Source organism: uncultured Sunxiuqinia sp. (assembly GCF_963974515.1).
In the GTDB taxonomy this organism is placed as follows: Bacteria; Bacteroidota; Bacteroidia; order Bacteroidales; family Prolixibacteraceae; genus Sunxiuqinia.
Map to the genome: position 1 here is coordinate 1 of NZ_CAXBDD010000041.1, position 14,638 is coordinate 14,638.

General features: G+C 45.5%; 8 protein-coding genes. 1 reads left to right on the top strand and 7 read right to left on the bottom strand.

What is annotated here, in order from left to right:
• Positions 1 to 50 precede the first annotated feature (50 nt).
• The gene (locus AAC033_RS10585; RefSeq protein ID WP_339737846.1) at positions 51 to 1,940 is read left to right on the top strand and encodes a sulfatase-like hydrolase/transferase; all 1,890 of its coding nucleotides are present in this window, start codon (positions 51 to 53) and stop codon (positions 1,938 to 1,940) included.
• Positions 1,941 to 2,004: 64 nt separating this feature from the next.
• Here the strand turns inward: AAC033_RS10585 and AAC033_RS10590 are convergent, their stop codons facing one another.
• From AAC033_RS10590 to AAC033_RS10620, 7 genes are all read right to left on the bottom strand, one after another.
• Entirely contained in the window at positions 2,005 to 2,382 is a 378-nt protein-coding gene (locus AAC033_RS10590) for a hypothetical protein (RefSeq protein WP_339737848.1), read from the bottom strand.
• Positions 2,383 to 2,512: 130 nt separating this feature from the next.
• Positions 2,513 to 3,088 (bottom strand): DUF3109 family protein, encoded by a 576-nt coding sequence (locus AAC033_RS10595; RefSeq protein ID WP_339737850.1) that lies wholly within the window; start codon positions 3,086 to 3,088, stop codon positions 2,513 to 2,515.
• A 161-nt stretch (positions 3,089 to 3,249) separates the two neighbouring features.
• Complete coding sequence (gene gpmI / locus AAC033_RS10600) at positions 3,250 to 4,782, bottom strand: 2,3-bisphosphoglycerate-independent phosphoglycerate mutase (protein WP_339737852.1); 1,533 nt, start codon at positions 4,780 to 4,782, stop codon at positions 3,250 to 3,252.
• Between the two features lie 164 nt (positions 4,783 to 4,946).
• A complete protein-coding gene (locus tag AAC033_RS10605; RefSeq protein ID WP_339737854.1) occupies positions 4,947 to 7,457 on the bottom strand; it encodes a prolyl oligopeptidase family serine peptidase in 2,511 nt (836 codons plus the stop codon).
• A 226-nt stretch (positions 7,458 to 7,683) separates the two neighbouring features.
• Positions 7,684 to 9,036, bottom strand: a complete 1,353-nt coding sequence (gene gdhA / locus AAC033_RS10610) for an NADP-specific glutamate dehydrogenase (RefSeq protein WP_339737856.1) — start codon at positions 9,034 to 9,036, stop codon at positions 7,684 to 7,686.
• Positions 9,037 to 9,206: 170 nt separating this feature from the next.
• Positions 9,207 to 9,857 carry a response regulator transcription factor gene (locus AAC033_RS10615; protein ID WP_339737858.1) on the bottom strand — a complete coding sequence of 217 codons (651 nt, stop codon included), beginning with the start codon at positions 9,855 to 9,857 and terminating at the stop codon, positions 9,207 to 9,209.
• An 18-nt stretch (positions 9,858 to 9,875) separates the two neighbouring features.
• Positions 9,876 to 14,495, bottom strand: coding sequence for a PEP/pyruvate-binding domain-containing protein (locus AAC033_RS10620; protein ID WP_339737860.1), 4,620 nt, complete (start codon positions 14,493 to 14,495; stop codon positions 9,876 to 9,878).
• Positions 14,496 to 14,638: the final 143 nt, after the last annotated feature.

Here is a 14,638-nt window from a genome sequence, read left to right on the forward strand (position 1 = left end):
AGAGGTTGTTGCCTAAATCCTACTAAACAACGAAACTGATTAAACCAACGATGAAAAAAACGCACCAACTTCTTAGCTTGGCTCTCCTTACAAGTATTGGACTGAACTCCTGCCAAAACCAACAAACGGAAGAACTTCCCAATATTCTCTGGCTGACCAGTGAGGATAACAGCCCGCTTCTTGGTTGTTACGGTGATCAATTTGCTACCACTCCGAATTTGGACCAGCTGGCATCAGAAGGTTTTCTATACACCCACGCTTACGCCAATGCGCCAGTCTGTGCACCAGCTAGAAATACAATTATAACCGGGGTTTATGCCAATTCGGGCGGGCACCAACACATGCGCAGCTACTACCAGAAATCGGATATTGTCCGATTTTTTCCTGAGTTTTTAAAGGAAAAGGGTTATTACTGTACCAATAACTCAAAGCAAGACTACAACATTGCAGCGGAACAGACAGATTCGATTTGGAACGAAAGCAGCCGGAATGCGCACTACAAGAACCGCCAGCCAGACCAACCATTTTTCGCTATTTTCAACTCCACCATCAGCCATGAGAGCTCCCTGCATAAAAGGATTCCTCCGGAAGAACTCCGGCATGATCCGGCAGACGTACAGTTGCCTCCCTACCACCCCGACACTCCGGAAATGCGACACGACTGGGCACAGTATTACGACAAAGTGGAGGACATGGACACTTGGATTGGCAAGAAACTGCAAGAGCTGGAAGAAGCAGGATTAGCCGATAACACCATCGTTTTTTATTATGCCGACCACGGGGGCGTACTGGGACGAAGCAAGCGATTTGTATACGAAACCGGCACCCGCGTTCCGTTTATTGTTCGCATCCCCGAAAAATACAAACACCTGTTTCCCACTGATAAAACAGGCTCCGAAGTCAACAGACTGATCAGCTTTGTTGATTTGGCGCCAACGCTGCTGAGCATTGCCGGAATTGAAATTCCCGACTACATGCAGGGAAAAGCTTTCCTGGGAAAACAAAAAACCACAGATCCGGACTACGCTTACATGTTCCGCGGCCGCATGGACGAGCGCTACGACATGAGCCGGGCTGTACGGGATCAGAAGTACCGCTACATCCGTAATTACATGCCCTTCCGGATTTACGGCCAGCACGTCAATTACCTGTGGCAAGCCCCTTCCATGCAATCGTGGGAACAAGCATACCTAAATGGTGAATGCAATGCACAACAATCGGTTTTTTGGAATACCAAGCCGGTTGAAGAGTTGTATGATACAGAAAATGACCCTTGGGAGGTTAACAACCTGGCTGACGACGCAAACTACATGGACGTGTTGGTACGAATGCGGAAAGCCAACAAAGATTGGGTGGCCCGTATCTTCGACACTGGGTTTATTCCTGAAGCCGAACGAAACATGATGGCTGAAAACCAACCGATCTATGATTTACTCCGGGCGGGCCAGGTTCCACTTGAACAGATCATTGAAGCAGCCGAGCTGGCCGCTTTGAGCAATAAAGAAAACCTCCCACAACTGATCCAGCTGCTCAGCCACGAAAACAAGATCGCCCGGTATTGGGCGGCAACCGGATTTTTAACTTTGGGACAGGAGGCACAGTCAGCCAAAAAACCACTGGAGTCCGCTTTGCAAGATCCATCGCCCAACGTAGTCATTGCAGCCGCAGAAGCTTTATATTATTTGGGTGAAGAAGAAATCGGGTTACAGGCTTTGATCAAAATCTTGGATCATCCTGATCCGTTTGCCCGCACGCATGCACTAAACGCCATCGACTATACAAACAAATTCACCCCTGAGATTCAACAAGCGCTTAGGACGATGGTAGAAAACTTTAAGGACGATAAAAGCCCGAACCGCTACGACTTACGATTAGTCGACTGGCTTTTCGAAAAAAATCAAGTTAATGAAAAAGGCCTCATTCAAAATACTGCATTGTAAAATAAAACAGAGCAGGTTCTCCGGGATTGGATACCTGCTCTGGTTTTCAGTTTCTTTTCAACCGCTATTCCTGCTTCTTTTTTGTTGCGGTTAGTTCTGAGGGACCTTCGGGTGATTGCACTTCACCCACCAGTTTTCCATCTTCGAGCAAACAGGCAACCGTGATAAAATCATTGTCAAGCGTTACTCCAAAGGTTAGCTGGTTGTCTTCAAACTTCACCTGTTCACCAGGAATTTCGGTTCCATCCATGAATCGGACAACCAAGGTCAATTCACCATCTTCTTCCGCAATAATCAACTGCCCTTTACTATGCTCGTAGGGCGCCGTCGGAACTTCGTATTCCCAGGTACCTTTTAAACTTTCCTTTAGGGATGCACTTGCCGGAATGGCAATCAGAAGGCTGATAGCAGCCAGCACGAAAAATAAATAGAATTGTTTCATTTCGTTCAATTTAGTTTGATTGGATTACACATTAGGCTGAATCTCAAAGACGATTGATTCACCTCATCGGAACACGATCAAATTTATGAAATAAAGAAACACGGATTGGGAGTCATTGAAAAAAGAGAAGTTACTTTTTCCAGGGTTCTGCCTCGGCAGCAAAGGCAAGCTGCTCGTACCAGCTCTCACCGTATTTTCGAATGAGGGGCTCTTTTAGAAATTGGTACAATGGCAGTTTTTGTCCGGCTCCACATTCACGACCCGGCTGGCAGATTTTTAGCTCCTGGTAGTTTACAGCATCAAATCGCTTGTACTCGGTGATCCGGATCGGAAAAAGCTGGCAGGAAATTGGCTTCCTAAAATCGGTTTTGCCATCCAAAAAGGCTTTTTCAACGCCGCATTTCACAATGCCACGCTCATCCTTAAAGGTGAATGCGCACTCGCGGTTGTTCACCAGCGGTGTTACCGTATCGCCGTCCGAGTCAACCACACTGGTTCCCTGGTGCCCGACAACTGCTTTTCCTTCAGGAGTCATGTAAGGTTCCACAAGTGGCAGGATTTCTTCGAGCTTAATGGCTTCTTCCGGCGTCAACGGCGCACCCGAATCACCTTCCACGCAGCAGGCTCCTTTGCATTTAAATAAATCACAAAGGAAGTGCTCTTCCACCAAATCTAAACTCACCAGGGCCTTTCCAATTTCCAGCATGTGCTCTATCCTATTATGAAAAAGAAAGGTTGTATTAAAATTTCAGTCAAAGAGTCACCTTGAACTTGTTTCAGGGCCTGTTTCAATCACAGGAAAGATGTTGAAACAAGTTCAGGATGACGAGCCGAAAAACTTGGTGTTAATACAACCTTCCCAAATATTTATCTTTTAATCAAAACGTTACCGGTCATTTCTTTCGGAATTTCCAATCCCATTTCCGAAAGCAATGTCGGAGCAACATCGGCCAAAACACCGCTACTCAGCTTCAGGTTTTTGTCGTCGCTCACATAAATACAGGGAACAGGGTTCAATGAATGCGCAGTATTGGCTGAGCCATCCGGGTTCACTGCGTTGTCAGCATTTCCGTGATCAGCAATAATCAATACATTGTAGTTGTTGGCACGAGCGGCTTCAACCACTTCTTTGGCGCACGAATCAACAGCAGTAATGGCTTTGGTAATCGCTTCATAATCGCCGGTGTGACCCACCATATCGCCATTGGCAAAGTTCAGGCAAACAAAATCAACTTCGCCTTTGTACAGCTCAGGAATAATGGCATCCTTAATTTTTGGCGCTGACATTTCGGGCTGAAGATCATATGTTGGAACTTTTGGCGATTGAATCAAAATCCGGCTTTCGCCTTCAAATTCTTCTTCGCGACCACCGCTAAAAAAGAAGGTGACGTGCGCGTACTTTTCGGTTTCAGCAATCCGGATTTGTTTCAAGCCAGCTTTTGACACGATTTCACCCATGGTGTTGGTTGGATTTTCTTTTTCAAAAATGACATTGACATTTTTGAAATCCGCCTTGTAGCTGGTCATGGTGTACCATTCCAGATCCATGGTGTGCATGCCAAACTCTGGTAAATCCTGTTGTGTGAACGCGATGGTTGTTTGGCGCAAACGATCGGTACGGAAGTTGTAGCAAATCACCACATCTCCTTCTTCAATCAGCCCAACCGGGCTGCCATCTTCTTTCACCATACAAATGGGCTTGATAAACTCATCGGTTACTCCGGCATCGTACGAAGCTTGGATGGAGGCCAATAAGTCCGTCGATTTTTCACCTTTGCCCTTGGTGTATAAATCGTATGCCAGTTTTAGTCGGTCGTAATTTTTATCACGATCCATGCCGTAGTAACGACCAATAATGGAGGCAAATTTCCCATTTGTTCCTTTCAGCGCTTCCAGGTCAGTTTCGAGGAAACCGTAGCCTGAACGTGGGTCAGTGTCACGGCCATCAGTCAATCCGTGAACAAATACATCTTCGAGCCCCAAATCGGTAGCCATTTGGCAAAGCGCCACCATATGCGAACTCAGTGCATGTACTCCTCCCGGGCCAACCAGACCGATCAGGTGCACTTTTTTATTGTTGTCTTTGGCGTAATGATAAGCTTTCAGTAATTGTGGATTTTCCCACAAGGAGCGGTCCCGGATTGCTTTGGTAATTTTCACCATGTCTTGGTACAACACGCGACCGGCACCGATATTCAGGTGGCCCACCTCGGAGTTCCCCATTTGTCCATCAGGCAAACCTACGTTTTCGCCTGAAGTAAGCAATTGTGAATTGGGATATTCTTTCAATAATGAATCCATAAAAGGCGTTGGAGCCGTTGCAACGACATCGTTTTTCGAGCCATCACCGATTCCCCAGCCATCCAGAATCATCAAAAAGGTCTTTTGTACAGAAGCCATAATTTATAATCGTTTTAAATAATTAACTAATTGCGGCACAAAAATATCCTTTTTTACGCGGGATAAAAAATCAGATATTGACCCTCAAACAAAATTTAATGATTCCTTGATCTGTCTAACCGATATGACTACTTAATTGTGACTGGCAGGGGCTCTCGTTCCTGCTACAAATTCTTCTCAGGATACAGGTCACTCCATTGCTCCGGTTGGTTTTTCAGTTTCATGTCGAACCACGACAGGATGGTGTTGTGCCACTTCAGCCGTTTTTCGTAATCCAATACCCAGTGATCTTCACCTTCAACCAAAACCATTTCTACATCTTTTCCCAGCAGCTTTAAAGCCGCATAATACTGCAAACTTTCGCCAACCGGTACATTGGTGTCGGCAGTTCCATGCAACAACAAAATGGAGTTGTTGAATTTGTCGGCATTGTACAGCGGACTATTGTCAACAAAAATATCTTTGCGGCTCCAGGGATAGCTGAACTTGGCAGCGCCCGCGTTGTAGGAATAGCCCCAATAACCTTCGCCCCAATAGCTGCTTATCGAACTGATGCCCGCATGCGAGATGGCCGTTCTAAACAAGTCGGTTCGGGTTTGCAGCAGCATGGTGGTAAACCCGCCATACGATGCCCCAATACACCCAACATTTTCGGCATCGGCATCAGGATGTGCGTCCAGAAACTTTCCGGTTCCTTCAATGATGTCATCAATCGCCTCTGCTCCCCAGCCATTAACATGCAGGGCCGAAAAATCCTGTCCAAAACCAGTAGCACCGCTGGGCTGCATGACATACACCAGGTAACCGCTGGCCGCCCATGTATTTTTGGGATAGCGCCCACCAAACGAACGATCGGTTGGCGAAGTCCCACCATAAAAGTTGACGATGACCGGGTACTTTTTCCCCGCTTCGTAATTCGGCGGATAGTAGACCCGTCCGTAAATTGTTGTTCCATTTTGGTTGACAAAATTCCAATCCTTTGTTTCTCCAAACCGAACCGACTCAAGCTGCTCGGCTTTCGGAAAAGCCAGCAATTCAATGCTTTCCTTTTTCAAGTCCAGGGCAAATAGCTTTTCAGGAGTGGTCTGACTGCTCCCTGTAAAAACAGCCACGGGCTCATTGCTGGCATAATCGATGGCATTGAGCACCTCAACCGGCAAATCAATTTTCCGGAAGGTCTTCTTTTTCAGATCGTATTCAAACAAAACCTTAAAGTCTCTTTCAACTGCCGCCAGGTATATCCGGTTGCTTGTGGTCCAATGGGCCTCATCAACCGATGGATCAAAATTTTTGGTGATCGGCTCAGCCTTCCGGGTTGCGAGATCGAACAGGAACAACTGCGAATCGTAGCTGTTGGGAATTTTACCGTCGCTCACATTGACCCCTAGCGGACCAAAACACTCGGGCCCGCCTTTTACCAATAATTGCTTACCATCGGGAGAATACTGACAGGAGCCGCCGTACAGTTTATCTTTCCATATGGTATCCAACGTCAGGGTATTCAGATCCATTTCGTACAAATCCTGTTTTGAAAAAGGCACTTCTGCGTAGTCCATTCTTCGGGTAGAAAACAAAATTTTAGTGCCCAAAGGATGAATGTCGTGCAAGCTGGAAGTCAAATTGCCAGCAGTAAGTGGAAAAACCTGACTGGTTGCAACATCAATCTTGCTTAAAAATGACCGGTTTCGGAAGCTTGGTTGACGATCATCGTTTCCAAAAATGCGTTTCAGGTCGCCGGCTTTCTCCGCCTTCACACTTCTCGAATAGATCACAAAATCCTCGCTGTCGCTCCAACTGTATCCGGAAAAATCTTCCAGACTTTGAGCCACTTGCGTTTCGACACCCGCAGCCAGATCGTAAACAAACAAATCCGCTTTTCCGTCGAACCAAAGCACGTAACTTAGGCGATCCGACGCGGGCAGCCATTGAATTTGCGAGATGCCGGGATTCCGGAGAACGGTGACATTCTGCTTTTGCTCCAAATCATAGATTTCCTGCCACGACTTGCTTTTCCCGGTTTTTTCAACCTTCTCAGAGTAACTAATTAAAACGTACTTTCCGGAAGGCGAAACCTTGGCGGCCGACACATCTTTTCCATCCAACACATCGTAAATCGTCAAATAACGCCCGGGTGTCAAATTCCAGCCCAGTTGAGCACCATCAAAATCTGCTTCCGCAGTGAACCCGGCACTCAATTTAAGCGATTCTTCACCAACAATCAACTTCAACAACACCTGGTGCTTACCCGGTTGAAGTTTGAGATCTAGTTTGTTCTCCGATAAATCGGCCTGTTTTTGTGTTTTCTGAAGTTCCCCATCTACATAAATTTCGCAAACCGCATTGATGGTCAAATTGAATGAACCTTTTATCCAGCGATCAGTCGAAAGAAAACCAGACAGCAAAACCAGTTGGCCTGAATTGGCAGTCACCAAACTGTCGTCGCCCAGCTCAATCGCTGACCACTTATAATCAGCATCCTTCCACGAGACTTGGGAATGTTTTAACAGGTCGGCGGCTTCGAATTTATTTCCTTCAACATCCGGCACTTCAGCAAAAGCAGGCAAGTGCTGTTCTTGCATGGCCGACACGTTCCATTTCTTCAAGTCGATTTGGTTTTGCCCCAACATCCCTTGTGCGGCAACCATAAAAAGCAATAAAAATCCTGTTCGTTTCATAATTCGTTCAATAAGATTTCTGACCTCAACGGGTGGATCAATTCATTAAGCCGCTAAAAATAGCAACTACCAGTTAGAATCGACATGATTTTTATGTGGAAAATTGAATTCGTGCCGCACACGAACTGGTTATGACAAAAAACCGCACAATCCAACATTTTGGCGGTTGCCAAAGCAGGTTGAATTGTGCGGTCATGTATTATCGCACTCGAAACTTAAACCGTTCCTATACTACTCCCTGAGCGATCATTGCGTCGGCCACCTTGATGAATCCACCAATATTAGCTCCTTTTTGGTAGTCGATGTAGTTTTCGTCTTCACGGCCATATTTCACGCAGGTATCGTGAATGCTGGTCATAATTTGTTGCAGGCGTTCGTCAACCTCTTCGCGGGTCCATGGCAGGCGCATGGAGTTCTGCGTCATCTCCAGCCCAGAAACAGCTACACCTCCGGCGTTGGCAGCTTTTCCGGGAGCATAAAGGATTTTAGCCTCCAGAAACACGTCAATCGCTTCGGCTGTCGATGGCATGTTAGCGCCTTCAGCAACCACGAAACAGCCATTCTTAACCAAGGTTTTGGCATCGTCGTCGTTCAGTTCGTTTTGCGTAGCGCAAGGCAAGGCAACATCGCACGCGATCCCCCATGGCGTTTGTCCTTCGAAATACTCCGCGCCATACTTATCGGCATATTCTTTAATCCGCCCGCGGCGAATATTTTTCAGCTGCATGACGTAAGCCAGCTTTTCGCGGTCAATACCATCCTTGTCGTAAATAAAACCAGCCGAGTCAGACAGGGTTACCACTTTCCCGCCCATGTCCAGAACTTTTTCGGTGGCATATTGCGCTACGTTGCCCGAACCCGAAATCACAACCACTTTTCCTTCCAGGCTGTCGTTCTTCTCTTTCAGCATTTCCTGTGCAAAATAAACAGTTCCGTAACCAGTCGCTTCCGGACGAATCAAGCTTCCGGAATATTCAACACCCTTGCCGGTCAGCACGCCGGTAAACTCGTTCTTAATCCGTTTGTACTGTCCAAACAGGTAGCCAATTTCTCTTCCGCCCACACCAATATCACCGGCAGGCACGTCAGTGTTTGGCCCAATGTGACGTTGCAGTTCGGTCATGAAGCTCTGGCAAAAACGCATCACTTCGTTGTCTGATTTTCCTTTTGGATCGAAGTCTGAACCTCCTTTTCCGCCGCCCATTGGCAGGGTGGTCAGGCTATTTTTAAACACTTGCTCAAAAGCCAAAAATTTCAGAATTCCGAGATTCACCGTTGGGTGAAAACGCAAGCCGCCCTTGTATGGTCCGATCACACTGCTCATTTCAATTCGGAAACCACGGTTTACCTGTACCTCGCCTTTGTCATCAATCCATGGTACCCGGAAAATGATGACGCGCTCGGGCTCTACCATGCGTTCCAGTACTTTATTGTTGAGGTATTTAGGGTTTTCGTTGATAAAAGGCATCAACGAAGCAGCTACCTCTTGCACTGCTTGATGAAATTCAGTTTCATTCGGATTTTTGGCAATTACTTTTGCCATTAATTCATCTACTTTTACATTTAACAGATCAGCCATAATACTATATTTTTTTGGGTTTTTATTTCTTTTGGAGTCGATAAGCCGGTTTCTTGAAGTGCACCAGCCAAACCAGACCGTTTTCACCAAAAATAATACAGAAGCAGGCAAAGGTTAAATTTCACGATTGAATTAGGTGATTCACCTAAAAATTAATTAAAGCTGGGGCTTTAAATTTCGATGATGTTGTTTTTGATGGAGAACTTAACCAGTTCAACCATGCTTTTCAATTGAAGCTTTTGCATGATGTGGTTTTTGTGTGCCTCAACAGTTCGTACGCTGATAAACAACTCGTCGGCAATTTCCTGGTTCGAATAGCTTTTTCCCCAAAGTCTCAGCACTTCAATCTGCCGCTCGCTCAAACTGTTCAGCCCCTCACTTTTATCCTCCGGTGTTTCCAGTTTGTTAATATACTGATTGAGAACCATCTGATTAATTGAGCTGGTAAAATAATCAAACCCATTTCGCAGAGTATAAATGGCTTCGATCAACTCCTTTTTCGAGGCTTCGCGCCCTAAAATACCTTTGGCTTTCGATTTGACAATTTTGATAATGGTATCTTCGCTACTGTCGAACGACAAGATCAACAAGCGGGCTTTCGGGTTAGCCAGCGACAGGCGGACAATCAGGTTCATGGTTCGTACGGAAGTATCATGAATGGTGAGTATTAGGATATTCAAGCTTCTATTCTGTGACAAAACTGCCAATTTATCCCTGCTATCGGTACAAAACAGCACCTCAAAATCGGGAACCGGCTCCAAAATCAGTTCCAGCCCCTTCCCCATTAGCTTATGCTCGTCGTATATTCCGATATTAATCATTCTTGCAACTTTTGAAGATCAAATGATGACCGCCGAGGTTTTGGTTTTTCCATTCATCACAACCCGAAGTGGTTCGTTAAAACGAACATGCTTAAGGTAGGCGGTTTCGGAAATAAGTTCCTGGCAATTCAATATGTCCCAGCGAATAACATCCGTTGTTGAATTATGCAGCACCGAAAAATAGCCAATATTCATGGAGGTTACGTTGTGAAAGAAATGTGAGCCAAGCGATGAATCAAGCGGAAAATTTTCGAGGCTGGTTTCCACAACCACCTTCGCATTGGATATTTGCGCCCAATTGACCGGGATACCCAGAAACTGGTCGCGCGTGCCCCAACGTCCCGGCCCAATCAGAATATACTTCCGCTTCTCCTTGACCATCTTCTTGTTCAGGGCATCAATTTCAGAGGCCATTTCCATGGTTTTCATCTTGCTGAACTTTTCCGGTGCAACAAAAATGACATCTGTAATTTTATTGATTTCGCCATTCCCCAGGCTCATTCCCGACCGGAGAAGCATTTTCTCCGGATCAACAGCGTCAAAATCGAAATAATGCGATTCCAGGCTAGCCAGCAAAGGCTTAATTTGCAACAGATAAAAGGTAGGCAATCCATGTTTTCCTGGTGTCAGGTCAACAGCAAACTCAATTTCAACCGGCGAACCAAAAGCTTCCTCAACGGCTTTCAAAATAGCGTCAATTGTTTTAGCCAGTGGGATGTATTCGTACTGCAAAATGTTCGCAAAATTGACGACCCTTGGTCCGTAAGTATCCAGCCCCGGCTCTATGCGATCGTTGTCGGGGTTGTATACCGAAGCACAATGTTTCAGAGTACCATGCTTCTCAGCCTCTTCAATGTCGAGCAAGTCGAGGGAGGCCAGTTCGCCCTTGTTTAGTAAGTCGAGTTCAAGATTGGAACAATTCAACGCATAAAACTTCACCTGCGTACTATTGAGCAAATCCTTAATTCCATAAACCGAAACTTTGGGATAGACAGGCGAAAAGCGGTATGATTTCCAGCCGCCTACCACATAGGTTCCAAGGCCAATGGCGATGACTGCAAAACCTTCCTCTGGCTTCATATCAGCAATCGGATAGTAATTGTATGACTGGGCCACACCGCTGACATGCGGATAATAGTGGTCGCCATGATAGGAACCAACCAGCTCCTGCAAAACAATGGCCATTTTCTCATCTTCCACCCGATGGTGAATCGCTTCAAAATAGGTCCGGGCTTCATCAGAATAAATCGACGCGTAAACCATTTTTATGGCATTAGCCAAATGTTCAGCCACCTGGCGCTTGTTTTGGCGGCAATTGGGAATAATGTAAGTGTCGAAAACTCCCGAAAAAGGATGGGTAATGGAATCTTCAGATGTGCTGGATGAACGAACAGCTATTGGTTTATGGATCTGATTAACCAGAATCTTAAGTTTTCGCATCAGCGAACTGGTGAGGCTGGCTTCAAAAAAGCGTTTCCGAAGTTCGCCATAACTAATTTGTGGATCTGAGATAACTTGGTTCAAGTTGTTTTGGCTGATGAAATTTTGAAACTCATTGGTGCCAACAATCACGGTAATGGGCGTTGAAATATTGATTTGCGAAGCCAGAGCCGAAAAATCATAATTGTAAATCAACACGTTGATGAAGGCTAGTCCACGACCTTTGCCCCCCAGGGAACCGGCACAAAAAGACACGATATTCCGTTCATCAAGCGAGGCAGTCTCGTCAAAGCCCATGATTCGTCCCTTCTTCTTTTCCTCTTTATACCGATGAATGGTTTCAAGAAAAAACTTACGCGACTCGCCCACATTCTCAAGCGAGTTTACCGGCACCGGGTTTAGGGTCTTAGCCAGTTGAATTTCACCACGGGCCATCAGCCACAGCGAGAAATTATTTTCAAGCGCATGGAGATAAAACGATTCGTCCGGAATTTTCTGCAAAAGGGTCTCAAACTCCCGGAGCGACTTCGCTACCGCAATTTTTTCATCTTTGGCATTTAGAAAAACAAAATTTCCGAAGCCCAGGTAATTTTTCAAAAAATGCTTCAGATCTTGCAATAAAGTCTCCGAGTTCTTATCTAAAAATACTGCGTCCAGTTTTTTGGCGTAATTCCGGTTACTCACCTCCGAGGATTGCAAAATTACAGGCAGTTTGTGAATGTTGGCTTTTGCGTATTGAATGAAACTTACTCCAGCCTTTTTATCCATCTTCCCGGCACGTTCAAACTCCATGTCGCTGATGACGCACAAAATGAAGTCCTTGTATTTATTGAAAATTGCCGTTGCCTCTTCATAATTCTTTGCCAGCAAGATCTTGGGGCGCGAACGCATGCGCCCAATTTTATCCAGCTCATTTTTCTCCACTTCAGGCAAAATTTGCTGTACCTGGTCGAATACGATCGAATATAAAAATTGCAGGTATTTGGAATAGTACAAGGGCGAGTCTTCAATAACCAGAATCACCCTCACCAAGCCAATCCGGGTGTCATTTTCGACATTCACCCGATCTTCAATCGACTTGACGATGGCAAATAGAATGAGTGAATCGCCATTCCAAACAAAAAGTTGATCGACCGAACGGATCGTTGGAAGCAGGTTTTCGAAATACTTTAGATCGCTCTTTTTATTGAGCAACAGGTAGATTGGAATCGTTTTGTTTTGTTCCCGAATCTGCTCGCTCAAATCGACGGGCGCCTTGCGGTCGAGACCAGCCATGAGGATGACCAAATCAAAGTTGGTTGTTTCCAGCAATTCGAGGGCTTCTTCAGCCGATGAAACACCGGTAATCCGGGGAAGCGAAAAGAGACTGTACTGGTAGATTTCTCCCAGAAATTTCTCAAAAAAAGAATCTTCGCTTTCGAGCATAAAGGCATCATACAAAGTTGAGACAAATAGAATATGCTTCACTTTGTATTTCATCATATCGAGATACACATACTTTTCGAGCGACTGCTGGTTGAAGTAAAGCTGCAGCGGTTTCTTGGTTCGAACCAGCGATTTCCTGAATTCATCGGACCGATGCTGGCTGCTGACAACCACACCTTTGTTGTTGATAATCTCGAGTCCTTTAAAACTGTTCAGGTAGCCACTGACCAACTTGCTGATATTCTTAATCAAATCCCGTTCTTCCCGCAAAAAGGGTCCCTCTTGTTCATCGGGAAATTGTTTGAGGTAAAAAATTTCGATACTTCCCTTTTTGTTGTCAACGGTTACCAGGCTTTCCTGCTGAACCCAAGGGGTTTCATCAAAATTGGAGGTGATGTACTCGCTGCGTTCAAACCGGATCCGGCAGGCGGTAAATTTAGGATATTGCCACGACTGCGGCAAAATATTACAGATGCGCTGCAGTGCTTCGTCAACATTGTTGCTTTCTTCAATAATTTTTGAGGTTTGATTAATCGCCTGAAGTTCTTTCAGCCGTTCAGTATTGACGCGATGCAAGCGGGTGAACATGTTCTTCACCGCCCGTCCGGCAATCAGCTCTGCCAGGTTATTCAGCAGGTTGCGCTCTTCTTTCAAAAAAGGGCCTTCATCAAGTTCAGGAAATTGCCTGGTATAAAACACCTCAATGCTCCCTTTTTTGGTGGTATCGGTCTGAAAAAACTGTTTAATTCTCCAGGGTGTTTCTTTAAAACCGGCCGTTTTATAACTTTTTCCTCCGTAATTGATCCGCACAACCGTATCATCGGGGTATTGAAACGAATCCGGGAGAATCGTACAAATCTGGGGCAAGCTGTCTTCCAGCTTTCGCGACCGCTTCAGAATTTCGTAGGTGGTATTAATTCCCTTCAGCTCTTTGAGCCGTTCGGTATTTTCAAGCAGAAGCTCTTTGAGTGTATATCTGCTGATGGCTCCAAGAATCAGTGAACTGAGGTTTTTCAGAAAATTGACTTCTTCGTCCAAAAATGGTCCTTCGTCGGCCTCCGGGAACTTACGCGTATAAAAAATTTCGATGCTGCCGTGCTTTTTATCCGGTGTTTCAAAAGTCCGTCTGAGACTCCAATCCGTTTCCTTAAAACCATCGCTGGTGTAGATTTGCTTGTCGTACACGATTCGGGCCCTTGCGTGTTTGGCATGCTGAAAGGCTTCAGGCAAGAACCTGCATAACCCGGATAGGCTTGCAGCTAAGGAGCTTGCATGCGTTAAAATCTCGTTAGCCCGGTCAGTCCCGGTCAGTTCCTTTTTTCTTTCCTGATGCAGGCGGGTCAACTCTTTTAGGCGGATATTGGCAATCGCACCACCAATGATCGTGCGCCAATAGGGCAGTTGCTCCTTGACAGCGAGGTATTCTTCAAGATTTTCAGATCCAATTAAATCGGTGTTAAAATAAATCTCGATGACCCCCTCCGGATGTTCCGATGTTTCAATCAAACTGCGCAAAACCATGGAAGAATGCTTAAAACCCTTGCTTAAAAACTCCCGCTGGTTATAGGTGATCGAAACAGAAATAACCGTTGGCGACGCAGATTTTACAATCTCGTTGGCAACCGCTTTTAACAGGGTAGCCAACTTTGGTTTGCGCTCAATCTGGCTCACGATGGCCTGACCAATAGCTCCAAGTTGAAGCTTCCACTCTGAATTCAATGACGAATTTCCGGCTTTTGACCCCTTTTTTCCTTCTCCTGGCTTGATATTCATTCCTGCTGGTATCTGTATCTAATAAAACTGAAAAAATCAAGATAACGAATCCTCCCTGAAAGACAAAATCAGCTCAGGAAGAATACAAAGATAACGAAATACGAAAGACCAATGTGAAATACAAAAGACGCTTGTCCTATCAT